The 22,662-nt window shown below is 61.3% G+C and carries 22 protein-coding genes; 6 read left to right on the top strand and 16 right to left on the bottom strand.

The window, feature by feature from the left end:
* The 5 genes from V7650_RS13815 to V7650_RS13795 form a co-directional block, all read right to left on the bottom strand.
* Nucleotides 1-555 carry a DUF924 family protein gene (locus tag V7650_RS13815; protein ID WP_335656851.1) on the bottom strand — a complete coding sequence of 185 codons (555 nt, stop codon included), beginning with the start codon at nt 553-555 and terminating at the stop codon, nt 1-3.
* Nucleotides 556-557: 2 nt separating this feature from the next.
* A complete protein-coding gene (gene tldD, locus V7650_RS13810) occupies nt 558-1,985 on the bottom strand; it encodes a metalloprotease TldD (RefSeq protein WP_335656815.1) in 1,428 nt (475 codons plus the stop codon).
* A gap of 48 nt (nt 1,986-2,033) precedes the next feature.
* Nucleotides 2,034-2,243: a zinc-finger domain-containing protein gene (locus tag V7650_RS13805; protein ID WP_335656814.1), complete on the bottom strand. Its 210-nt coding sequence runs from the start codon at nt 2,241-2,243 to the stop codon at nt 2,034-2,036.
* 47 nt (nt 2,244-2,290) lie between these two features.
* Nucleotides 2,291-2,836, bottom strand: coding sequence for a DUF4402 domain-containing protein (locus V7650_RS13800; protein ID WP_335656813.1), 546 nt, complete (start codon nt 2,834-2,836; stop codon nt 2,291-2,293).
* An 87-nt stretch (nt 2,837-2,923) separates the two neighbouring features.
* Entirely contained in the window at nt 2,924-3,427 is a 504-nt protein-coding gene (locus V7650_RS13795) for a DUF4402 domain-containing protein (RefSeq protein ID WP_335656812.1), read from the bottom strand.
* Nucleotides 3,428-3,657: 230 nt separating this feature from the next.
* Between V7650_RS13795 and V7650_RS13790 the strand changes: the two genes are divergently transcribed.
* Together V7650_RS13790 and nadB are read left to right on the top strand one after the other, a co-directional pair.
* Nucleotides 3,658-4,596, top strand: a complete 939-nt coding sequence (locus V7650_RS13790; protein ID WP_335656811.1) for an ABC transporter ATP-binding protein — start codon at nt 3,658-3,660, stop codon at nt 4,594-4,596.
* A 103-nt stretch (nt 4,597-4,699) separates the two neighbouring features.
* Nucleotides 4,700-6,292: an L-aspartate oxidase gene (gene nadB, locus V7650_RS13785; RefSeq protein ID WP_335656810.1), complete on the top strand. Its 1,593-nt coding sequence runs from the start codon at nt 4,700-4,702 to the stop codon at nt 6,290-6,292.
* Between the two features lie 4 nt (nt 6,293-6,296).
* Here nadB and V7650_RS13780 read toward each other — a convergent pair whose 3' ends face one another.
* The 3 genes from V7650_RS13780 to V7650_RS13770 form a co-directional block, all read right to left on the bottom strand.
* Entirely contained in the window at nt 6,297-6,629 is a 333-nt protein-coding gene (locus V7650_RS13780; RefSeq protein WP_335656809.1) for a hypothetical protein, read from the bottom strand.
* Nucleotides 6,619-6,795: a hypothetical protein gene (locus tag V7650_RS13775; protein WP_335656808.1), complete on the bottom strand. Its 177-nt coding sequence runs from the start codon at nt 6,793-6,795 to the stop codon at nt 6,619-6,621. Before V7650_RS13775 ends, V7650_RS13780 begins: the two co-directional genes overlap by 11 nt.
* 109 nt (nt 6,796-6,904) lie before the next feature.
* Entirely contained in the window at nt 6,905-9,109 is a 2,205-nt protein-coding gene (locus V7650_RS13770) for a penicillin acylase family protein (protein ID WP_335656807.1), read from the bottom strand.
* Nucleotides 9,110-9,270: 161 nt separating this feature from the next.
* Here V7650_RS13770 and clpB point away from each other — a divergent pair, with 161 nt between their 5' ends.
* Nucleotides 9,271-11,853, top strand: a complete 2,583-nt coding sequence (gene clpB / locus V7650_RS13765; RefSeq protein ID WP_335656806.1) for an ATP-dependent chaperone ClpB — start codon at nt 9,271-9,273, stop codon at nt 11,851-11,853.
* A gap of 58 nt (nt 11,854-11,911) precedes the next feature.
* Here the strand turns inward: clpB and V7650_RS13760 are convergent, their stop codons facing one another.
* Entirely contained in the window at nt 11,912-12,184 is a 273-nt protein-coding gene (locus V7650_RS13760; RefSeq protein WP_335656805.1) for a hypothetical protein, read from the bottom strand.
* Between the two features lie 120 nt (nt 12,185-12,304).
* Between V7650_RS13760 and V7650_RS13755 the strand changes: the two genes are divergently transcribed.
* The gene (locus V7650_RS13755) at nt 12,305-13,333 is read left to right on the top strand and encodes a hypothetical protein (protein WP_335656804.1); all 1,029 of its coding nucleotides are present in this window, start codon (nt 12,305-12,307) and stop codon (nt 13,331-13,333) included.
* A 92-nt stretch (nt 13,334-13,425) separates the two neighbouring features.
* Here V7650_RS13755 and V7650_RS13750 read toward each other — a convergent pair whose 3' ends face one another.
* Nucleotides 13,426-16,446, bottom strand: coding sequence for a TonB-dependent receptor domain-containing protein (locus tag V7650_RS13750; RefSeq protein ID WP_335656850.1), 3,021 nt, complete (start codon nt 16,444-16,446; stop codon nt 13,426-13,428).
* Between the two features lie 517 nt (nt 16,447-16,963).
* Here V7650_RS13750 and V7650_RS13745 point away from each other — a divergent pair.
* Nucleotides 16,964-17,365 carry a hypothetical protein gene (locus V7650_RS13745; protein ID WP_335656803.1) on the top strand — a complete coding sequence of 134 codons (402 nt, stop codon included), beginning with the start codon at nt 16,964-16,966 and terminating at the stop codon, nt 17,363-17,365.
* Between the two features lie 36 nt (nt 17,366-17,401).
* On the opposite strand, the gene V7650_RS13740 is transcribed toward V7650_RS13745, so the two are convergent.
* The 3 genes from V7650_RS13740 to xseA all read right to left on the bottom strand — a co-directional run bounded on the left by V7650_RS13740 (nt 17,402) and on the right by xseA (nt 20,031).
* On the bottom strand, nt 17,402-18,274 hold the full coding sequence (locus tag V7650_RS13740) for a M23 family metallopeptidase (protein WP_335656802.1): 873 nt from the start codon (nt 18,272-18,274) through the stop codon (nt 17,402-17,404).
* Nucleotides 18,271-18,480 carry a DUF2093 domain-containing protein gene (locus tag V7650_RS13735; RefSeq protein ID WP_335656801.1) on the bottom strand — a complete coding sequence of 70 codons (210 nt, stop codon included), beginning with the start codon at nt 18,478-18,480 and terminating at the stop codon, nt 18,271-18,273. The genes V7650_RS13740 and V7650_RS13735 overlap by 4 nt, the downstream gene beginning before the upstream one ends.
* Before the next feature lie 84 nt (nt 18,481-18,564).
* Nucleotides 18,565-20,031 carry an exodeoxyribonuclease VII large subunit gene (xseA, locus tag V7650_RS13730; protein WP_335656800.1) on the bottom strand — a complete coding sequence of 489 codons (1,467 nt, stop codon included), beginning with the start codon at nt 20,029-20,031 and terminating at the stop codon, nt 18,565-18,567.
* Between xseA and purD the strand changes: the two genes are divergently transcribed.
* A complete protein-coding gene (purD, locus tag V7650_RS13725; protein WP_335656799.1) occupies nt 20,030-21,310 on the top strand; it encodes a phosphoribosylamine--glycine ligase in 1,281 nt (426 codons plus the stop codon). The two genes, xseA and purD, sit on opposite strands and share 2 nt — an antisense overlap.
* Before the next feature lie 709 nt (nt 21,311-22,019).
* Here the strand turns inward: purD and V7650_RS13720 are convergent.
* The 3 genes from V7650_RS13720 to V7650_RS13710 form a co-directional block, all read right to left on the bottom strand.
* Nucleotides 22,020-22,154, bottom strand: coding sequence for a hypothetical protein (locus V7650_RS13720; RefSeq protein WP_335656798.1), 135 nt, complete (start codon nt 22,152-22,154; stop codon nt 22,020-22,022).
* 139 nt (nt 22,155-22,293) lie between these two features.
* On the bottom strand, nt 22,294-22,476 hold the full coding sequence (locus tag V7650_RS13715; protein WP_442955298.1) for a CcdB family protein: 183 nt from the start codon (nt 22,474-22,476) through the stop codon (nt 22,294-22,296).
* A gap of 30 nt (nt 22,477-22,506) precedes the next feature.
* Nucleotides 22,507-22,662, bottom strand: coding sequence for a hypothetical protein (locus V7650_RS13710; RefSeq protein ID WP_335656796.1), 156 nt, complete (start codon nt 22,660-22,662; stop codon nt 22,507-22,509).

Raw genomic sequence — 22,662 nt, 5'->3', positions numbered from 1 at the left:
CTACCAGCTGGCGCCGTCGTCGATCGCGGCCTGCTCGTCGGCCCGCGTCTGCCGCCCCAGCACCGCGTTGCGGTGCGGGAAGCGGCCGAATTCCGCGATCACGTCGCGATGCTCGTTGGCATATGTCTCGTTGCGGCCGAGCCTGGTGAACAGGGCAACCGACCGGGTCTGCAGCTGCAGATCCTCGGCGTGCATGAAGGGCATGTAGAGAAAGGCGCGCTGCTCCTCGGGAAGCTGTTCATCCAGTTCCAGGGCCACCGCCCGTTCGGCGATCTGCTGCGCCAGATGGTCGGTGGCATAGGCATCGGCGTTGTCCCGGAACATGTTGCGGGGAAACTGGTCGAACAGGATGACCGCGGCGAGCGCGGTTGCCGGCGAGCCGAGAAAGGCATCGGCGGTTTTCGATTTCTCGTCCTGCCAGAGCTCGAGGAAACGTTCTTCGATCTCGCTGTCGACGGCGTCGTTCTTCGTCCACCAGTCATCCGAATTCAGTTCGTCGAACCAGTAGGACAGGATTTCCGCGGTCCAGCTCGTGGGCGCTTCCGGTGCTGTCATGCTCAAGCGGTCCCTCCGACGGTCAGACCTTTTACCAGCAGCGTCGGCTGGCCGACGCCGGCGGGCACGGACTGGCCACCCTTGCCGCACATGCCGATGCCCTCGTCGAGCGCCATGTCGTTGCCAATGCCGGCGACCTTGGTCAGCACGGTGGGGCCGTCGCCGATCAGCGTGGCGCCCTTGATCGGGGCGCCGAGCTTGCCGTTCTCGATCTTGTAGGCCTCGGTGCAGGAGAAGACGAACTTGCCGGAGACGATATCGACCTGGCCGCCGCCGAAGCTTTTCGCGTAGATGCCGTTCTTGACCCGGCTCATCAGTTCCGCCGGATCATCCTTGCCGCCGCGCATGAAGGTGTTGGTCATCCGCGGCATCGGCGCATGGGCGTAGCTTTCGCGGCGGCCGTTGCCGGTGGCCGGCACGCCCATCAGCCGCGCGTTGAGCCGGTCCTGCATGTAGCATTTGAGGATGCCGTCCTCGATCAGGACATTTTCCTGGGTCGGCGTGCCCTCGTCGTCGATGCTGAGCGAGCCGCGCCGTTCGCGGATCGAGCCGTCGTCGACGACGGTGACGCCGGGAGCGGCAACGCGCTGGCCGATCTTGCCGGAAAAGGCGCTGGTGCCCTTGCGGTTGAAATCGCCCTCGAGGCCGTGGCCGATGGCTTCGTGGAGGATGATGCCGGGCCAGCCAGGGCCGAGCAGCACGGTCTGTTCGCCGGCGGGGGCGTCGACGCTTTCCAGATTGACCAGCGCCTGCGCGAGCGCCTCGTCGACGGCGCGGTTCCAGCGCGCTTCCTCGAACAGGTCGTCGTAGAGATAGCGGCCGCCCATGCCGAAGCTGCCGCTTTCGCGGCGGCCGTTCTGCTCGGCGACGATCGACACGTTGAGCCGGACCAGCGGGCGGACATCGGTGGCGACAAAGCCGTCGGGACGGACGATCTCGACGACGCTCCAGCTGCCGGACAGGCCGACGGAGACCTGGGCGACGCGGGGATCGCGGGCGCGGGCGGCGGCGTCGATCTGCTGGCAGAGCGCGACCTTCCTGGCGAAGGGAATGGCTTCCAGCGGATTGGCCTCGCCGTAGAGATGGCGGTTGTTGCCGCGCGGCGGCGGGGCCTTTTCGCCCTTCGCCGGATCGAGCAATTGCAGGGTCTGGGCGGCGCGGCGGATGGCTGCCTCGCTGATCTCGTTGCTGTGCGAGAAGCCGGTCATCTCGCCGGAGACGCCGCGCAGGCCGAAGCCGCTGTCGGTGCTGTAGTCGGCGGTCTTCAGGCGGCCGTCGTCGAAGCCGAAACTCTCCACCGCGCTATACTGGAGATAGAGTTCGCCATCGTCACAGGCCGACAGGCTGCCGGCGACCAGCGCCTTGGCGCGTTCGGGGTCGAGGCCATCGGGACGGTAGAGAAAGGAGCGGGGGTCAAGGGTGTCTATCATCCATTCCATATAGAAATGAATCGGGGGCCTTGCACCCCCTATGTCGGATTATTCTTCCGGCTGTCCGGGCGCAACGTCGGCGGGGCCGCCAATCAGCACGAAGCGCCGGTCGCAATAGCCGCAGTCGACATAGCCCTTTTCGTCAATCTCCAGCCAGACGCGGGGATGGCCGAGCGCGACGCCGCCCGGAATGTCGGTGGCACCATCGCAGGCGTTGCGCTTCTTGGCGGTTCTGAAAATTTCCGGGGCGTCGATCATGGAGCAGCGATTAGCAACGGATCGGGTGCCGCGCAATCCTGGAAATGTCAGTAATAGTTCATCGTGATCGGAAAGCTGCCTTCATAGGCGCCGCCGCGCTGGTTGGCGGCAACGTCGAGCGTGGCGCCGAGCCGCAGCGTGATCACGTTGGTCGAGGCTATGCGGAACAGGCCGGGGAGAAACAGCGGCGTGAGATTGTCGGCCTGAAGGGTGAGCGCGCGCATCGTCATGTTGCCGCCGCCGCCGATGCGGTTCAGCGTGTAGCTGTTCGAGGGGGTGCTGATATAGACCAGCCGATTGCGCGTGCCAAAGCCGCGGAATTCGGCGTTGGAGACGGTGCCGCCCGCCGCCACGACCGAGCCGGTGACGGACCGCGTTCCGGCCGTGCTGACCACCGCGGTTCCGCCCGAGGCGCCGGGAATCAGGTTGCCGAAACTGAGATCCGCAACCGGAACCAGGGACAGCGGGCTGACGACGACGGCGTCGGTGTCGCCGCTGTCGGTCTGCGCGATGGCAACCGGCGCGATCGCCAGCAGCACAAGCAGGAACATCAGGCCGCCAATCAGGCGCGGAAAAATCTGGTCTCTGGTCATCGCAAAAAATTCCTAGATAGAACCTTGTAATTTAACATGTACGCGCTTGGTTAATTTCCCGGTAACGCAGAAAAGGCCGTCGCCGGGCTATTGATAGTCGATACTGATGTTGAAACTGCCGACATAGGCGCCGCCGGCCTGGTTGGGACCGATCGTCAGCCTGCCGCCGAGCTTGTAGACCGCCGACCCGCTGGCACCGAGCGTGCGGTTGCGGGTGCCGTTGCCGCCATCGAGCCGGAACTGATCGACCCGCATCGTGTCGCTGCCGTTGATCCGGGTCAGGTCGATCTGGTTCTCGCTCACCGTCAGCCGGACGGTTTCGAAGGGGGTGCCCTGGGCGATGAAGGTTGCGACCGAGCGGGTTCCGCCCAGCGACGTGGCATTGCCGTTCAGCCGGACGATGGCACCGGTGACCGCGTCGATCCGGAACCGGCTCTGCGTCGTGCCGGCGGCAAAGTCGCCAAATTGCAGGTCGGCATTCTTGCTGATATTGACGCCCTTGTTGAGGACGGTCCTCGTCTGGGCGCTACCGGTGGACGCTTCGGCGGCGGACGCGGGGAAGACAGCTGCAGCGGCACAGCACAGGATCACCGCGCAGCGGTTCCCGAACCCAAAAGCTCGCCTGGAAGAATATCCCTTTTTCACCACTGGGCGTGTAACGGTGAAACCCCTAAATTAAATTGAATATCAGGGTTAACGCGTCGTTTACCGATGCTGACCGGCTTTCCGCCAATCCGTGCAGAGATGGAGATATTCCCCATCATCGGGCCAGGCACAGCAAAGCCTTTGATTGTGCCCGACAAGATGGTTATGCGAGGCGCATGACACATGCAGCCATATCGATCCAGAATCTCTCGAAAACCTATGCCGGAGGCAAGCAGGCGCTGGACGATGTCAGCTTCGACGTGCCGCGCGGATCGATCTTCGGGCTTCTGGGCCCCAATGGCGCGGGCAAGTCGACGCTGATCAACATATTGTCCGGCATGGTGCGCAAGACCGGTGGCAGCGCCGGCATCTGGGGTTTTGATATCGACGACAGCCCGCGCAACGCCAAGGCCTCGATCGGGATCGTGCCGCAGGAGATTATTTTCGACCCGTTTTTCACGCCCTTTGAAGCGCTGGAAGTGCAGGCCGGGCTCTATGGCGTCGCCAAGGCCAAGCGGCGGACGATGGAACTGTTGCGCGCGGTGCATCTGGAGGACAAGGCCGATGCCTATGCCCGGACCCTGTCGGGCGGGATGAAACGCCGGCTGCTGGTGGCCAAGGCGATGGTCCATTCGCCGCCGATCCTGGTGCTCGACGAGCCGACGGCGGGCGTCGATATCGATCTGAGGCAGCAGCTGTGGGAATATGTGCTGGACCTCAACAAGGCCGGCGTGACGATCGTGCTCACCACCCATTATCTCGAGGAAGCGGAAAATCTCTGCGACCGCATCGCCATCATCAACCATGGCAAGCTGATCGCCAACAAGCCGACCCCCGAACTGGTCGACATGGCGCGCGAGAAGCTGGTCGAGCTGACGCTGGACCGCGACATCAGCGAGGCGCAGGACGCGGTGTCCTTTGCCAATGACCTGTTCGAGAAAGCCGAGATCATCGGGCCGCGCACCGTGGCCGTCACCTACAACAAGGACCGCACCAACGCCGGCGGCGTGATGGCCGCGATCCAGAAACGGGGCTTTGCCATCGTCGATGTCACCACCAGGGAAGCGGATCTCGAGGATGTGTTTCTCAACCTGACCCGCGCCAAAGCGGCGTGAAACGGATGCACTGCCTTCAATCCGTTAGTGGTGAGCCTGTCGAACCACGCCTATCGAACGAGAGCCGTCCTTCGACAGGCTCAGGACTAACGGAAATGATCAATTGAAACACGACGTCATCATTGTCGGGTCCGGTGCCGCCGGGCTGACCGCCGCGATCACCCTCGCCCGCACCCACAAGGTGCTGGTGCTGGCCAAGGGCGAACTGACCAGTGGCTCGACGTCCTGGGCGCAGGGCGGGATCGCCGCGGTGCTCGACGCGGGCGATACCTTTGCCAATCATATCGACGACACGATGGTTGCGGGTGCCGGCCTCAACCGGCGCGAAACCGTGGAATTCGTGGTCGAGAATGCACCGGCAGCGATTGCGCGGCTGGAGGACATGGGCGTTCCCTTCAACAAGGAAGCGGAAGTCCTGCATCTCACCCGCGAAGGCGGCCACAGCCACCGGCGGATCGTCCATGTCGATGACGCGACCGGCTGGGCGGTGCAGGAGGCGCTGCAGAACACCGCCGCGGCGCATCCGAATATCACGCTCCGGCCGCATATGGTGGCGATCGACCTGATCGTGGACCGCCATGCGGAAAGCCCGACCGGTGCCCGCAATGTCTGGGGCGTCTATGCACTCGACAATGCGACCGGCCATGTCGAGACGCTGACCGCCCGGGCGACGATCATGGCCAGCGGCGGTGCCGGGCGCACCTATCTGTTCTCGACCGCGCCGCGGGGCGCGACCGGCGACGGCATTGCCATGGCCTGGCGCGCCGGGGCGCGGGTGTCGAACATGGAGATGATGCAGTTCCACCCGACCTGCCTCTACAATCTGGAGGTCAAGAATTTCCTGATCACCGAGGCGGTGCGCGGCGAAGGCGGGCATCTCAAGCTGCCGGAAGATGCCGATGACGAGGCGGGCGATCGCTTCATGACCCGCTTCGATCCGGAACGCATGGAACTGGCACCGCGCGATATCGTGGCGCGCGCCATCGACCACGAGATCAAGCGGCTCGGCCTGGACTATGTCCATCTCGACATTTCCCACCGCGACCCGGAATTCGTCAAGGGCCATTTCCCGAACATCTACGAGAAGCTGATGGGTCTGGGCATCGACATGACCAGGGAGCCGATCCCGGTGGTGCCGGCGCAGCATTATACCTGCGGCGGGATCCTGATCGACCTGGCGGGGCGGGCCGACCTGCCCGGCCTTTATGCGGCGGGCGAGTCGAGCGAAAGCGGCCTGCACGGGGCCAACCGGCTGGCGTCGAACAGCCTGCTCGAATGTTTCGTCTTTGGCGACGCGGCGGCGCGCGATATTGCCGAGCACTGGGACGAGTTGGCCGAACCGCCTGCCATCCGCCCCTGGGACGAAAGCCGCGTCACCGACAGCGACGAGGAAGTGGTGATCAAGCAGACCTGGACCGAAATCCGCCGCTTCATGTGGAATTATGTCGGCATCGTCCGCACCACCAAGCGGCTCGAACGCGCGCAGCACCGGATTGACCTGCTGCGCGGCGAAGTCGAGGAATATTACGGCAATTTCCGGGTGACCCAGGATCTGATAGAATTGCGCAATCTGATCGAGGTGGCGGACCTGATCGTGCAGTCGGCGCTGGCGAGGAAGGAGAGTCGGGGGTTGCATTTTATTACCGACTATCCGGATTTGGCGGAAGAGGCGGTGGATACGGTTTTGGCGCCGTGAGTTTCTACCTCAGATCCAGGGATCGCGCCGGGCGATTTTCCGTGTAATCCACGCTTTCGCCAACAAAAGAGCGCTTCACAATAGCTGTAGAATCGTCGGCTATACTGCCTTTCAAATAGTCCACGCCATCTTCTTCAGAATTGCTGCGGATTCGGGCACCCTCGTGTGGATCATTCATGAAGCGATCCCAGCCCAATACCACCGCGACGAGAAATATCATTGACGGCGCGAACCAGTCGACCTTGAACGCAGCCACTGCAAAGAACAGCACCGAGCCCGAAATCAAAAGTGAACCGAAAAAAATTGACCGTGCCAACATTTCAGAATTATTCTTCATCGCGCTTACCATCACTTTTCAATCCCAAACTTGTTGCAACCAATGCGCCGCCGGCAATCCAAAATTGCGGTGCGGTTGCAAATGCGAACGGGTTAATCGCTGCGTCAACGACTCCCAGCGCAATCAACCCAAGACCTGAAGCAAATGTTAGCGCATTTTTCGACAAATTGCATCTCTCATAAAATCGAGAAATAGTTACTCAAGATCAGATATTTGCAACTCTTTTGCAGGATGATGGCCGTGTTTGGTAAGGAATTTGCCCAACGATGGGGCTATTATTTGGATCCTACTCTGTAATCTCGCACTTTGTGCTTCTCCAATTCTGCCGGATCAAACCATACCGGCTTCAGCTTCTTGTCGACAAACAGCTGCATCTGGTCGGTATAATGTTTCGAATCCGGGCGGGTCGTTGCGGAGCCGAAGGGCTGGATCGAGCGGGAGCTGACCTGCCCCGCCCTGTTCCATTCGATGAACATGATGTAGCTGTCGCCGTGGCGCACGGACAAACGTCCATCCTCATCAACATCCCACAGCGTCGAGGCGCGGATCGTGTCGTTGCCGCCGTCGACCGGGAGGTCGACATTGCCCTGGCGCAAGCGCAGCACGTCGAGCATCGGCGGATCGATCCGGCCGAAATACTGCGTCAGATGGTCGACGGTTTCCTGCAATATCTGGCGCGGGTCGGGCATTTTGTCGCGCTGATAATGCGACTTGTTGGCCGGGCGCAGCGCCATCAGCGCGAGCGCGTCCGCCGCACCCTTGCCGTCGAGATTCCAGTCCCATTCGGCCAGCAGCTTCTGCGCCTTCAGCAGTTTTGCGCTGTCGCTCAGGTCGAGCGCGGCGATCCGGTCGAGCCAGTCCTTTGCATAGCCGGCCTTCTCGTAGCCCGTGTCATATTTGATCGCCCACAGTTCGGCATCGGTGATCGTGCCGTCGCTGTTCGCCTTTTCCAGCAAGGCAATCGACCGGCGCGACCGGTTGGTTTCATCATCCTCGATGCCGAGCAGCGGCGAGAAATTGTCGGGCTTCAGTTCGGCCCCCGGTCCCGCCGCGATATAGGGCGTGTTGTTGGCGTTCATGACATAGCCGGAGGCGGGGTTGACCAGCGCCGGGACGCGCGTGAACGGCAGGGTTTTCTGCCACAGGGCCTTTGACGTGTCACCGGGCAGCAGCGTCCGCCAGTCAAAGCCCTCGGGCCGGTCCGGGAACATCGCGTTATAGTAGAGCCCGATATTGCCCTTGGCATCGGCATAGATGAAATTGGTCGCGGGAACGCCCTGCCCTGCCATCGCCGCCTGCCATTCGTCGAGGTTGGTCGCCTTGTTGATCCGGTAATATTGGGTCAGCATGTCGAGCTGGTCGATGCCGGCATAGCGGAGCGCATAGGCGCCGCCATCGTTCATGATCACCGGGCCGTGGATCGAGCGATAGGCGATCTGCGGATAGGGGATGACGAACGGACCGAACTTGATCTTCAGCCAGACGCGCTTCTTTTCCAGCGGCTTCCATTCGCCGTCGAAACGATAGGCGTCCTTCTGATCGTTCAGCGTCAGCTTGTAGATGTCCACCAGATCGGGCCGGTTGACGGTGTTGGTCCAGCCGAGATATTTGTTGTGGCCGAGAAACGGAAAGGGCGAGCCGGGGAAATTGGCGCCGGCAAAGTCCCAGCCCTGCTCGCTGTGCACGACCAGTTCGTACCAGGCGACGTTGCCGCGCAGCGGCTGGTGCGAGTTGGAGATCAGCCGGGTCTTGCCCTCGGGCGAAAGTTCGGGAGCCAGGGCATAGGCATTGGACCCGTTTTCGTCCGGATCGGGACCAACGGGAGTGGTCACTTCTTCCTCGATCATCTTGTCGGGGCTGAGCGGGTGGACCGAGGTCTTGACCGGTTCTTCCGACAGGCGCGGGCCGCCCTCGCGCGGCAACGGCTTGTTCTGCACCAGCGCCTCGATCGGGTTGTTCAGGCCGAAAAAGAAAGGCGAGCGCAGCACGAAGCCGGCGGCGATATCCTGGCCGTTGACGGGGAACAGCCTTGCCAGCTTGACCTCTTCGGGATGATCGGCAGCATAGGCATTGAGGCCAGAGGCATAGCCATCGAGCAGGGCGCGGACATCCGCCGGCAGGTCGCCATATTGGCGGGTCACGGTGCCGCGGACGTCGAGCAGGGCGGCGATATAGTCGATCGGTGCGCTGTCGGCGCCGTTGAGGGTGGCCATGCGGCCGCGAGTCATCGCGGTGACTTCCTGAAGCGTCGCGAAATCATCCTCGGAATGGGCATAGGCGACGCCATAGGCGACGTCGGGATCGGTCTTGCCGAAGATATGCGGCACTCCGAATTCGTCACGGACGATCCGCGCCTCATAGGCCCGTTCGGGCGGCGGCGCGGACCCGCTGATGCTCAGCGGCTCCCAGATCGCCAGGCCAATGGCGACCAGCGCCACAAGGATCAACAGCCCGACGCCTGCCCGCTTAAGTGTTTTCACGTATGTGTTCCTCCCGGCCAGTCGGTTAGGCTGGCAAATGCTCTTTTGCTACCGGTAGCGCCTACCATATAAATCCGCAGGAAAAAGTGACAATGCGCTTGTGTTGCCCGACTACCACACCATATTCATGACAAGATATTGAGATTGAACAGGACCAACCTATGAACCTCGAAAAATTCACCGACCGCGCAAAAGGCTTCCTGCAGTCGGCGCAGACCGTCGCGATCCGCATGAACCACCAGCAGATTACCGCCGCGCATATCGCCAAGGCGCTGCTCGAGGACGATCAGGGCATGGCTGCGGGGCTGATCACCCGCGCCGGCGGCGACGCCAAGCAGGCGCATCGGGAAATCGATGCGGTGCTGGCGAAGATTCCGGCGGTATCGGGCAGCGGTGCGCAGCAGACGCCGGGCCTGAACAATGACGCGGTGCGGGCGCTGGACCAGGCCGAGCAGATCGCGGACAAGGCCGGCGACAGCTATGTCACCGTCGAGCGCTTGCTGCTGGCGCTGCTACTCGCCAAGGAGACGGCAGCGGGCAAGGCGCTGGCCGCTTCCGGGGTGACCGCTGAAGCGCTGAACAGCGCGATCAACGAGCTGCGCGGCGGCCGATCGGCGGACAGCGCCTCGGCCGAGGAAAGCTACGAAGCGATGAAGAAATATACCCGCGACCTGACCCAGGCGGCGCGCGACGGCAAGCTCGACCCGGTGATCGGCCGCGACGAGGAAATCCGCCGGACGATCCAGATCCTGGCGCGGCGGACCAAGAACAACCCGGTGCTGATCGGCGAGCCCGGCGTCGGCAAGACCGCGATCGCCGAGGGCATGGCGCTGCGCATCGCCAATGGCGACGTGCCCGACAGCCTGAAGGACCGGCGGCTGATGGCGCTCGACATGGGCGCGCTGATCGCCGGGGCGAAATATCGCGGCGAATTCGAGGAACGGCTGAAAAGCGTGCTCGACGAGGTGCGCGGCGCCGAGGGCGAGATCATCCTGTTCGTCGACGAGATGCACACCTTGATCGGTGCCGGCGCGTCGGAGGGATCGATGGATGCTTCCAACCTGCTGAAGCCGGCGCTGGCCCGCGGCGAGCTCCACTGTATCGGTGCCACGACGCTCAACGAATATCAGAAATATGTCGAGAAGGACGCCGCGCTGCAGCGCCGGTTCCAGCCGGTGTTCATCGGCGAGCCGACGGTCGAGGACACGATCTCGATCCTGCGCGGGCTGAAGGAAAAATATGAACTGCACCACGGGGTGCGGATCACCGATGGCGCGATTGTCGCTGCCGCGACCCTGTCCAACCGCTATATTTCCGACCGCTTCCTGCCCGACAAGGCGATCGACCTGATGGACGAGGCGGCGTCGCGCATCCGCATGGAGGTCGAATCCAAGCCGGAAGAGATCGAGACGCTCGACCGGCGGATCATCCAGCTCAAGATCGAGCGCGAAGCCTTGTCCAAGGAAAGCGACGACGCCTCCAAGGGGCGGCTGGAAACACTCAAGAAGGAACTGGCCGAACTCGAACAGCAGAGCGCCGAACTGACCACGCGCTGGCAGGGCGAGAAGGACAAGATCAACGCCGAGGCGCAGCTCAAGGAAAAGCTGGACCATGCGCGGCTGGAGCTGGAGCAGGCGGAACGGGCCGGCGACCTCGCCAAGGCCGGCGAGCTGAGCTATGGCACCATCCCCAATCTGGTCCGGGCGCTGGAGGAAGCCGCGGGAGCGAGCGAAGGCGCGATGCTGCGCGAAGAGGTGATGTCCGAGGATATTGCCGCCGTCGTCTCCAAATGGACCGGCATCCCGATCGACAAGATGCTGGAAGGCGAGCGCGAGAAGCTGCTGGCGATGGAAGAGCTGATCGGCAAGCGGGTGATCGGGCAGAAGGACGCCGTTGCCGCGGTATCCGCCGCTGTCCGCCGGAGCCGCGCCGGCCTGCAGGATCCCAACCGGCCGCTGGGCAGCTTCCTGTTCCTCGGCCCCACCGGCGTCGGCAAGACCGAGCTGACCAAGGCGCTCGCCGGATTCCTGTTCGACGATGACCAGGCGATGGTCCGCATCGACATGTCCGAATTCATGGAGAAGCACAGCGTCTCCCGCCTGATCGGTGCCCCTCCAGGCTATGTCGGCTATGACGAGGGCGGCGTACTGACCGAGGCGGTACGGCGGCGGCCCTATCAGGTGATCCTGTTCGACGAGGTCGAGAAGGCGCATGGCGACGTGTTCAACGTGCTGTTGCAGGTGCTCGACGACGGCCGGCTGACCGATGGCCATGGCCGGGTCGTGGATTTTTCCAACACGCTGATCATCCTGACCTCGAACCTCGGCAGCCAGTATATGGCGAACATGAAGGAGGACGAGACGGTCAAGGACGTCGAACCGCAGGTGATGGAAGTCGTTCGCGCACATTTCCGCCCGGAATTCATCAACCGGCTGGACGAGATCATCCTGTTCCACCGGCTTGGCGAGGAGCATATGGCGCCGATTGTCGACCTGCAGGTGCTAAGGGTGCAGAAGCTGCTCAAGGACCGGAAGATCGAGCTCGACCTGACCGATGCCGCACGCCGCTGGCTGGGACGGGTCGGCTATGATCCGGTCTATGGTGCCCGGCCGCTGAAACGCGCGATCCAGAAATATCTGCAGGACCCGCTGGCGGATTTGATCCTGCGCGGCGAGGTGCCGGATGGCAGCACGGTCAAGATTGACGAAGGGGACGGGGCGCTGGTGATGGAGCCGGTGGCGTAGTGATGTTGGTCAGCGCCGGCGAGGGGCTGACCGATTTCAACATGCCCGCTGCCGGCCTTCAATTTCCGCGAGTATGGCCCTGATTGGCCTGATCCACGATATCATTGGCCTGCTTGTTGCCATTTCGTCCAATATCAGCCCATTGCGCCAAGGTCCGGCAGACTTTCTGGCGCTTAACAAGCGAACCGGTCACGGCCAGCCTCCGGCATTTTATTTTCTGCATGGGATCGTCCGCATTGCCCGTTTCCGCGGTTTCGGCGGTATTTTCCGACTGCGCGGATAAGGGAGCTGCAAGGACCAATGCTGGAACCAGTAAAAAATAGCGTTTCATATATCCATTTCCCTCGTTTGCCGTCGGCCATCGAATCTGGCATGACCGAAATATTGTCAGCGCGCTTTAAACGCGTCGGCCCAAAAACTTATTATAACGAGTGTCGAACGGAAAACAACGGTGACCAATCAACAGATTGCAGAAATTATCGGCGAGCCAGAGTATCTCCTTCATCGCTACGACGAAGCCGGCGATCAATTTCAGTTCCTGCACGTTCCGCGAGAAACGCATCGATCCTCAACATTCCTAACTTCGGACTATCTCCCGCCGGATCTCCGCGCCGTCTATTTGAATCGTCAGTCTGTATTGGCAACTGATCCAAAACCTGGACCGATCCACTTCATTTTTCATTCCGCCTATTGCTGCTCCACGATGCTCGCCAGAGCATTTGACATAGAGGGCGTTTCGATGGGTCTTAAGGAGCCGGTCGTGCTGAATGACATGATCGGGTGGCGTCGGCGCGGAGGCCATCCGGCCAAGATTGGTGAGGTTCTCCATCAGTCACTGGATTTGCTGGCCCGGCCTTTTCGTCCGGGCGAGGTGATGGTCGTCAAGCCATCAAATATTGTAAATTCGCTCGCCGATGCCATGCTGGCCATGAGACCGGGCGCATCGGCCCTCCTTCTGTACGCACCGCTACGTTCCTATCTGATCTCGATCGTGAAAAAGGGCTTGTGGGGGCGGCTATGGGTCCGGGAACTTCTAGTGGGTCTTCTCAAGGACGGCGCTCTGCATATGCAGCTTTCCACCGAAGAGTTGCTCGGCCTTACGGACATCCAGATTGCCGCAGTCGGCTGGCTGTCACAGCACCGCGCGTTTGCGGACCTTCTCACAAAATACGGTAATGCCCGGATCAAGACGTTAAACAGTGAAGTACTGCTGACCCGCTCCGCCGATTGCATCGCGGCATTGGCAGCGCATTATCGTCTTGAGCTGGCCGATGAGCAGATACAAGCCGTCATCGATGGGCCTGCCTTTGGCAGGCACTCGAAATTTGATGGCAATTTCGATGCCGAATCGCGCGCGCAAGAGCAGGAAGAAGCGGCACGATTGCACCATGATGAAATCGAGAAAGTGACCATATGGGCAGAGGCACTCGCCAGTTCCCAAGGCATTTCAATGATGATCGAAGGTGCGCTCCTTTCCTAGCCCATCGCACCGGTCCGTCGGGACCGCCGTTGCTTCAGACCAAAAAAAAGGCGGGCACCAAGGCCCGCCTTCTTTTTTATATCAGCCTCTTTTTAGAAGGTGATTTTCGCCGACACACCATAACGACGTCCGAGGGAGTCGTAGGTGGAAGGATAGGTGTTACCGCTGTTGAACGACGTCGAACCGATATCGTTACCAACAACAGGTGGCGTCTTGTCGAACAGATTCTGCACGTTGAAGGTCAACTGCAGGTGGTCCATCACATCCCAGCGAGCCGTCAGGTCGAAGTAATGTGCGGCCTTGATCGAACGGAACGCTGGTTCAACCAAACATCCGCCGGCATCAACGCCCTGTGGATCTGGGCAATCCGGATCACCGAGAGCGGCAGCGAGGTCATCAGCGAACTGCTGTGGCTCATACTGAACACCATCGATATATTTCCAGAGAAGGGAAATATCCACCGTTTCAAAGCTCAGCGTAGTGCGCTGCGTGAATGCGAACTCAGGCTGAATGGATGCACAGTTCGGGCTGTAGTAGCCAACACATTCGCGGTCCAGCGAACCAGGTGCTGCCTGGAAGGTAGACGAATTCGTCCAGTTTCCGTTCAGACCCAGGCTCAACTCTGCGAAACCGAGATCGGTCTTGTAGTTGACGCTGACGTCAATACCGTCGGTAGCGATCGTGCCCAAGTTCGACAGCGCCAGGAACAGTCCAGGAGTGGTTGCCGGATCACCGCTCAGGCTACCATCTGCCGGGTTACGGCCGATTGCAGTACAAGCAGGGTCGGTTGCACTTGCGGCGGTAATGTTACCGAAGCAGGCAGCAATCGCATCACCAGGGGTCGGGGTCGTAATGGCACCCTTGACCTTGATGTTGTAATAGTCTGCCGAGAACACCAGACCTGGCACGAATTCAGGCTGCCAGACCATGCCAACCGTATAGGTATCAGCCGTTTCCGGTCCGACGTTGGGGTTACCACCGCCAGTCGCGTTGGCCTGACCCGCAACCGGGTTGGTGATCGCACCGATCGTGAACGAAGGAGCACCCTGAGCAATACAAACAGCGGTCAGCGCAGCATTGCCAACCGGCGCAGCACCGGCACAAGGATCAACACCGAGGTTCGTCAGGCCGGTCGACACTGGCGAGAACAGTTCGCCAATATTCGGTGCACGCACCGCCCGGTTGAAACCACCACGGAACTTCAGTCCGGCGACTGGGGTCCAGTTACCAGCGACCTTCCAGGTCGTGGTGTTGTAGCCTGGGCTGCCAGCCGTATCGACGGTATATTTCGAGTAGCGGATACCGGCTTCCAGCGTCAGGTCTTCGAAAAATGGCTTGTCCTGAATGAGCGGAACAACCAATTCGCCAAAGCCTTCGTAGACATCATAGCCACCAGCGATGTTCGGAGCAGCACCGCCGGCGCCACCGAGTTCACCAGGCTGCTGCGCCAGAGCATCAGCGGCCTGTGTAGCGGAGTATCTACGATACTCGCCGCCGACTGCGAAGCCGATCGGATCCACGCCACCGAGAGGAGATACCAGTCCGATATCGCCATTCAGTGTTGCACGAGCCTGGGCCAGCGAAGCGCGGCGAGCTGTGGTCGAGGTACCGCGAACAAAGGCGGCCATGTCTGGAGTGATGCTGCCTTCAGGACCGAAAAGATTGATCGGCACACAACCGGCAGGCGAACCTGGGCGGCAGGTCGTGGCATCATCGGCCAGAATTGCTGGAGCTAGGCGCGAGTTCAGAACGTAGTTGTCCTGAGTCAGCAACCGGTCGCTTTCGCCATAGGAACCATAGACATCCCAGTCGATGCTGTCGGTCAGACGTCCGCGGAAGCCCACCTTATAGTCGAACATCTGCGTGGTGTAGTCACCAAGGCGCGGTCCAACTTCCGTTGTACGACGACGAACGTTGGTTGTGAACGTCCGATAGTTGGGGTCCGATGGGCCCGTAGCAGCTGCTGCTGCATCGCACTGCGCCTGGGTCAGCGTCTGGATACCCGCCGTTGCAGGATCAAAGTCGTTGTTGGCACAGAACTGGTTACGCAGACCGGTAGGCAGGAACGGATTGTTCACGTTGATCGTCTGGCTGGCACCGAACGAACCGGATGGTGCAATAATCGTCGACACGAAGTTCTTCGAGAAGAGGCCGCGCGAGTAGACTTCGATTGCATCGGTGATTTCGTAACGACCAGCAGCGTAAATATTGAAACGCTCAAACGGGGTCTGCAGGATGTTGAACGGGTTGAAGTTGAAGAGGCCGAAATTGTTAAGATCAGCTGCGCCGGCCACTGGATCGACCTGCTTGTTACCCGAGAAGTTAACGCCATTCTGTGGGCAAGGGTTCAAGCCTGCGCAGGAGAATGAAAATGCCGAAGGAACAGTCGTCGTGGAACCGCCAACCAGTCCGTCAAACGAACCAATCGAGGAATTCGAGAATGCTCTTGCACCCTGATACACGGGGTCACGCTCTTGATATCCGAGAGCGAGAACAACGTTACCGCGACCGTCATCGAAATTCGCACCGATCGTGACGTCAGCGCGGAAAATGTTTCCGTCGCCTTCTTCGGTCAGCTGCTCGGAAAGCTCTGCTTCAAAACCGGCAAAATCCTGCTTGGTGATGAAGTTGACCACGCCGGAGATTGCGTCGGCACCATAAGTTGTCGAAGCACCACCGGTCAGAACGTCAACGCGCTCGACAAGCGAGAGAGGGATGTTGTTCAAGTCGAAACGACCGGCAAGGTCGGTTGGAACAATGCGGTTGCCGTCAAGCAATGTCAGGTTGCGGTTCGATCCGATACCACGAAGGTTCAGGAACGAAGCGCCGCCGTTGCCGTTGTTTACGTTGGAACCGATGCTCGGGACCAGACCTGGAACTTCGCGGATGAGTTCTTCCGCGCTGCTCGAAAGCTTCAGCTCGATTTCATCTTCGCTGGTCACGTTAACCGGCGACGAACGCTCAAGGTTCGGGTTCGAAATCAAAGAACCCGTAACAACGATGACATTTTCATCCGCTGTCGTCTCATCCTGCGCAAATGCCGGCGTAGAAACCATGGCAAGTCCGAGCACCATTGGTGCAACAGATGCCTTCAGGTTTGAATATTTTTTCATGTAATCCAGTCCCTTATTCTGGAGAGGTTGACCGTTGTAGCCAATCCCCGGTTGTTGACCGATGGCCATCTGCACGCCCCAAACGCACGGATTCGACCATCGAGTTGAGGGTCAATTGCAACAGGACCGTTGGCCTGTAAAGCTTCTGTTCAGGAAAACCCGCTGATTTTGTAGACGTTGTAACTATTTTGTCACAGTTAAACCCGCGCTGGTCAGGCCGGATTTGCACCGCTGTCTGATTCGGTTGGAATGGCCGAGGCAATGATACGACCCGAGGCAAACTATGAATTGCCTCCACTCACGAGTCTGCTTATGTTCGGGCCAGACACAGCAATCAGATAATGGGAAAAGCAGAATGGCTCGTTCCGAATGGATATTTCCTGCCTTGTTGGCGACAGCATTTGCCGCGACATTTGCAGCTCCGGCAATTGCCCAGGAGACAGAACCCAGCAGGGCCTTGACGGCCCCTCCGGCGATTTACACGGAGCTGGTTGCTTGCAAGGATATTGCGGACGCCATGGCCAGGCTGGCCTGTTATGACGAAAGGATCACGGCGCTACAGACGGCCCAATCGACCAACCAGGTGGTGATTGCCGACCGCGAACAGGTTCGCGAAGCCCGACGCGGTCTTTTCGGTCTAACCCTCCCCCGGATCAAGCTATTTGGCGACGACACCGATGAGAGCGATGGGGTGAGCGAGTTGTCATCCACCGTTCAAAGCGCTCAGAGAATGGGCAACAGCAAGTGGTTCTTCGTTCTGGAAGACGGCGCGAAATGGGTGCAAACCGACAACACCAAAATATACCCCTATCCGAAATCGGGCAGCGGCATTGTCATCAAACGGGCCGCGCTCGGCAGCTATACCGCGCAGGTCGGCGGCGGCGGCCGCAATTTTAAACTCAAGCGGGTTATGGAATGACAGCCCAGCAAACCGGACTTTAGCGCCGATTTCCCCCTAGTCCATCGGCCCGGTCAGCAGGATCGGGTCGATCCGGGCGTCGTTCCATTTCATCGACCAGTGCAGATGCGGGCCGGTGGCGCTGCCGGTGGCGCCGATGCGGCCGATCGGGTCGCCGCGCTTTACCTGCTGGCCTTCCCTGACCAATATTTCCGAGCTGTGCAGAAAGGCGCTGTTCAGGCCCATGCCGTGGTCGATCATCAGCAGATTGCCCTCCAGCGTGAACGGGCTGGATGCGGCCAGCGTCACCACGCCGTCGGCGGGCGCGACATAATAGGTGCCGGTCGGGGCGGCGATGTCGACGCCGCTGTGATAGCTGCCGGGATCGCCGTTATAGATGCGCTGCGATCCGAACATCCCGGAAATCCGGCCCTTTGCCGGCCAGATGAACGACTGGCGCCAGCCGTTGCTGCCGCTGTGTATCGAGCGGGCCGCGCCGATCTGTTCCAGTTCGGGGCCGCGCAGCGCCAGGAAGGCGGCGCTCCGCGTGGTCGCGCGGCGGTTGATCGCGACATGCTCGATCTTCCAGTTGCGCGGGGCGATGTTGATGAACTTGCGGACCGTCTGGCCATTGTCGAGCGTAGCGACCAGATTGGCCGCCTGCCCCGCGTCGCGGTTGAAGGCGATGATGAACTTGCCGTCCTCGTCGACCGGGACGGGAACGCCCTCGAAGGTCAGGCTGCGGGTACCGGCGGGGGCGTCGCCAATCATCACGCCGCCCTGGATCGCTTCGCCGCTGAAGCCGAATTTTACCGCTTCGCGAAAGGCCGATTTTTCGGCGTCATCGGTCTCCGCAGAGACGATAGTAGCGGGCACAGAGGTGGCCGTGATCGCCAGCAGGGAAAGAGCGAATTTGAACCTGTTGCTCACTGTTCGCCTTCGGGTAGATGGGCGTGCGCGGAAATCTGTGCGGTGGCATAGGGTTCCTGCTTCTCGACGCTCCAGTAGCGCAGCTCGTCGAGCGGGATCGCCTCGCCGGTCACCGCGCACAACACATGGTCGCCGGCGGTCAGCGGCCGGAAGCCGTTCGGCATATAGTGCAGCTTGGCCACCTTGTTGCGATGAGACATTAACATGGGACGCTTTTACTCCTTCAAGCCTTTACCTGCGATTTACCGGGCGGTGGAATGTCGGCCCGGAGCAATATATCGCGGATCGCCCTAGAATAAATCCTGCTGCCTGTCATCCGCCGGTTTTTTGTTGCGGCTCGACGGGCTTTTGGGCGCGGCCTTGGCGACCGTCCGCGACTCGGTGACCTGCGCGCCGATCGTGCCGTCGGTGAAATGCAGGTTGAGGCTGCCGGCCGCGGCGGCGGCCTTGCGGCTGCCGACCAGCGCACCGTCGGCGGTGGAGACGCGGGCATAGCCGCGCTTCAGCGGGCCGTCGGGAGAGACCTGCTGCGCCAGTCGCCACAACGCATCCAGCCGCTGCTGCGCCTCGGTCAGCGGGCGGCGGACCAGCGAGACCGGCAGTTCGAGCCGCCGGAACCGTTCCTGCGACCGCGCCAGCCGCTGGCTCAGGATCGACGGGCGGAGCGCGCCGGCGCTGCTGGCGAAGCGGCTGCGGGCGTGGCCGATATTCTGGCTCATGCCATATTTCATCCGCTCGGAGATCTCATCGACTCGTTGCTGGTGCGGGCGCAGCAGGTCGGCGAGCGCGGGCATTACCCGGCGCTGCGTCTCCAGCCGTTCCTGCGCCGTCAGCAGGCCGCGCTGCACCGCGCGGGCCATGCGCGATCTGGTCTCGCCCAGCGAAACCAGCCAGTCGGTCCGCACCGGCACCGCCATTTCCGCCGCAGCGGTCGGCGTCGGCGCGCGCAGGTCGGCGGCGAAGTCGGCGAGGCTGGTGTCGGTTTCATGGCCGACCGCCGAGATGATCGGGATCGTGCAATCGGCCACAGCCCGGACCACGATCTCCTCGTTGAAGCTCCACAGGTCCTCGATCGACCCGCCGCCGCGGGTGACGATCACCAGGTCGGGCCGCGGCACCGGGCCGCCCGGCTGGATGTCGGAGAAGCCGCGAATGGCATGCGCAATCTGTTTCGCCGCGCCCTCGCCCTGGACCAGCACCGGCCAGACGATGACATGGCTGGGGAAGCGGTCGGCGAGCCGGTGGAGGATGTCGCGGATCACCGAACCGGTCGGCGAGGTGACCACGCCGATGGTCTTCGGCAGGAAGGGAATCGGCTTCTTGCGGTCCTGGTCGAACAGGCCCTCGGCGAGCAGCTTGGCCTTGAGCTTCTCGAACAGCGCCATCAGCGCGCCTTCGCCGGCCAGTTCCATGCTGTCGATCACGACCTGATATTTCGAGCGGCCGGGATAGGTGGTGAGCTTGCCCGAGACCACGACCTCGATGCCGTCCTCCGGCCGGAACGGCAGCCGCCCGGCATTGCCCTTCCACATCACCCCGTCGATCACCGCCTTGTCGTCCTTCAGCGCCAGATAGACATGGCCCGAGGCGGCGCGCTTGAAGCCCGATATTTCGCCGCGGATCCGGACATAGCCGAAGCGGTCCTCGACCACCCGCTTGAGCGCGCCGGAAATTTCCGAAACCGACAAAGGCGGGGCGTTGTCACCCTGCCCGCTCTCGGCTAGGAGCTTCGCGTCCAGTGAAAGGGAATCGTCCATGAATATCCTGTTGATCGGTTCGGGTGGCCGCGAACATGCCTTGGCGTGGAAGCTGGCGCAATCCCCTTCGCTCGAGAAACTCTATGCGACGCCGGGCAATCCCGGCATCGCCCAGCATGCCGAACTGGTCGAACTGGATATCACCGACCATGGCGAAGTGATCCTGTTCTGCGGTGACAAGGACATCGACCTGGTCGTTGTCGGGCCGGAAGCGCCCCTGGTCGACGGGCTGGCGGAAAGCCTGCGCACCGCCGAGATTTTCGTGTTCGGTCCGGACAAGGCCGCGGCGCAGCTCGAGGGCTCGAAAGGCTTTACCAAGGACCTGTGCGCCCGCGCCGATATCCCGACCGCCGGCTATGTCCGTGCCACCAGCGCGGCGGACGCGCTGGCCGCGCTCGATGATTTTTCCATTCCGGTGGTGATCAAGGCCGATGGCCTGGCCGCCGGCAAGGGCGTGATCATCGCCGAAACCCGGGCGGAAGCCGAGGCCGCGATCGCCGACATGTTCGACGGCGGCTTTGGCGAGGCCGGGGCCGAAGTGGTGATCGAGGAGTTTCTGACCGGCGAGGAAGCGAGCTTCTTCGCGATCACCGACGGCGAGAATGTCGTTCCGTTCGGCACCGCGCAGGACCACAAGCGCGTCGGCGACGGCGATGTCGGGCCGAATACCGGCGGCATGGGCGCCTATAGCCCTGCCCCCGTCCTGACCGCCGAATTGCAGCAGCGGGTGATGGACGAGATCATCAAGCCGACCGTCGCCGCGATGGCCGCCGACGGCATGCCCTATAGCGGCGTATTGTTTGCCGGGCTGATGCTGACCGAGAGCGGACCGCAGCTGATCGAGTATAACGCCCGTTTCGGCGATCCGGAATGCCAGGTGCTGATGATGCGGCTGGAGGATGATCTCGCCAAGCTGATGATGCGCACCGCGCGCGGCGACCTCGCCCAGACCAGCGCCCCGGCCTTTTCCGCCGAGACCGCGCTGACCGTGGTGATGGCGGCGAAGGGCTATCCGGCGACCCCCGAGAAAGGCGGCAAGATCCGGAATCTGGCGCGCGCCGAGCGCGAGGGCGCCAAGATTTTCCACGCCGGCACCGCCGAGGTCGAGGACGCGCTGGTCGCCAGCGGCGGCCGGGTGCTGAATGTCACCGCGCTGGGTGCCAATGCCACCGAGGCGCAGGCCCGGGCTTACGCGGCGGTCGACCAGATCGAATTCGAGAGCGGCTTTTGCCGGCGCGATATCGGCTGGCGCGAGGTGGCGCGGGAGGCGGGGGAGTAGGCGCGCCCCGGCTTTTCAAAATTTGTTGAAGTTGGGACCCAGCAGCGGTTTTTGGCGCGTCCGGTTGCGGGAGCAAAATATTGGACTCGCGCGAAGCCGCGAAGGCGCGAAGCGGAAGACGCGAAGATAATTTATGCAGTCTTCCGGCCCCGGTCGCTTTCCGTCTTTGTGCGAGTGAGAACTTTACAAAAACGCGCGGTCTTATTTTCTGTGACCTTTGCCCCAGAGCCTCAGATTTCCAGCCTCTGTTGGACAGCAGCCGGGCGTCGAGTGTGACCTTCGGGCGGCGCGCGCCCGGTCCGGTAATATTATGCGAACAGCTTATTCAGATTGTCAAAGAGCCTGCCCCGCGCCGATCGCGGGAGCGGTGGAGATTATAGGCTATTGGGGTGGCTGTAGGACAGCGGTTTTTGGGATGAATTAGGGGACTCTTGCATCCGTCAACGGAATCGTTGGCTAAAGCGATGGATTGTATAAATTGCAAACAGACCTAGTCGGTGGGCGGTTTCCGGGAAAACCATTTCGGCGGATGCAGATGGAGCGAGAGCATAGCGGCCGGTATACCAAGGATTGTGAACACGAAGAATAGAAGCACTCCCCAACCACCTTCTGCGTAGCCCGGCCGCAGCAGCGTGACCAACACGCAAACTAAGGCACCAACTGCCAGCGCCCAGCGGATTAACTCGAGTTTGCGCCGCGACACCCTGCGCTATTCCGGCTTCTCAAGCTTCGGTTCCGTCTTCACGACCTTTTTCAGTCGCTCTTTGAAGCGTTCCTCGTCGTCGTCGCATTCAACTTCGCGGGCTACGCGTCTGAATTTCTCTGATTGGGTTTCTTGGTCCATATCGCCTCCTTATCATAGGGCGGGGAGCCATGCGACCCCCAGCCGACCTTTTTGGAAGGTCGGCTATGGTTTATAGCCCTCCTTGATCAGGAATCACGGTGGCAGTGCACTCAATTATTCCACCACATCCACCCCAGCCTCAAAACCCCTGAAACAGAAAATCCAACGCCTCGACAATCACCGCTCGATATTGCTCCTCCACATTCACCACCGGCTTTCCCAATGAAGCCCGACGCAACGGGCCGATGTCGGTTGTCATCAGGCAATGGGCTTGCCCCTTGATGATGATTTCGGGCTTCAGCTTGCGCATCGATTCGGTCATGACGTTGTCCGCCGGGCCCTTCTGCACGGTTCAACGCATCGATATCAAATCGCTATTATCGTCGGCCCAGTCGGGGACCAGCAGCGGTCCGAACTCGGCGACACGTTGATTATGTGCAGCGGTTGCCGCCTGATTGTCGGCCACCAAATTGTCTTCCCGCATCTGCGTGATCGCTGTGCTGTCCAC

The organism is Parasphingorhabdus sp. (genome assembly GCF_036964565.1).
Lineage (GTDB): Bacteria > Pseudomonadota > Alphaproteobacteria > Sphingomonadales > Sphingomonadaceae > Parasphingorhabdus.
Note: the sequence above shows the minus strand (reverse complement) of the source record. Positions and strands in the feature narration are given on the sequence as shown.

Excerpts from the sequence above, each read along its gene's own strand:
- clpB (WP_335656806.1), top strand. The coding sequence starts at position 9,271 with ATGAACCTCGAAAAATTCACCGACCGCGCAAAAGGCTTCCTGCAGTCG.
- V7650_RS13735 (WP_335656801.1), bottom strand. The coding sequence starts at position 18,480 with ATGTTAATGTCTCATCGCAACAAGGTGGCCAAGCTGCACTATATGCCG.
- V7650_RS13800 (WP_335656813.1), bottom strand. The coding sequence starts at position 2,836 with ATGACCAGAGACCAGATTTTTCCGCGCCTGATTGGCGGCCTGATGTTC.
- tldD (WP_335656815.1), bottom strand. The coding sequence starts at position 1,985 with ATGATAGACACCCTTGACCCCCGCTCCTTTCTCTACCGTCCCGATGGC.
- V7650_RS13750 (WP_335656850.1), bottom strand. The coding sequence starts at position 16,446 with ATGAAAAAATATTCAAACCTGAAGGCATCTGTTGCACCAATGGTGCTC.
- V7650_RS13720 (WP_335656798.1), bottom strand. The coding sequence starts at position 22,154 with ATGGACCAAGAAACCCAATCAGAGAAATTCAGACGCGTAGCCCGCGAA.
- V7650_RS13815 (WP_335656851.1), bottom strand. The coding sequence starts at position 555 with ATGACAGCACCGGAAGCGCCCACGAGCTGGACCGCGGAAATCCTGTCC.
- xseA (WP_335656800.1), bottom strand. The coding sequence starts at position 20,031 with ATGGACGATTCCCTTTCACTGGACGCGAAGCTCCTAGCCGAGAGCGGG.
- V7650_RS13805 (WP_335656814.1), bottom strand. The coding sequence starts at position 2,243 with ATGATCGACGCCCCGGAAATTTTCAGAACCGCCAAGAAGCGCAACGCC.
- V7650_RS13715 (WP_442955298.1), bottom strand. The coding sequence starts at position 22,476 with ATGACCGAATCGATGCGCAAGCTGAAGCCCGAAATCATCATCAAGGGG.
- V7650_RS13790 (WP_335656811.1), top strand. The coding sequence starts at position 3,658 with ATGACACATGCAGCCATATCGATCCAGAATCTCTCGAAAACCTATGCC.
- purD (WP_335656799.1), top strand. The coding sequence starts at position 20,030 with ATGAATATCCTGTTGATCGGTTCGGGTGGCCGCGAACATGCCTTGGCG.
- V7650_RS13780 (WP_335656809.1), bottom strand. The coding sequence starts at position 6,629 with ATGAAGAATAATTCTGAAATGTTGGCACGGTCAATTTTTTTCGGTTCA.
- V7650_RS13745 (WP_335656803.1), top strand. The coding sequence starts at position 16,964 with ATGGCCAGGCTGGCCTGTTATGACGAAAGGATCACGGCGCTACAGACG.
- V7650_RS13760 (WP_335656805.1), bottom strand. The coding sequence starts at position 12,184 with ATGAAACGCTATTTTTTACTGGTTCCAGCATTGGTCCTTGCAGCTCCC.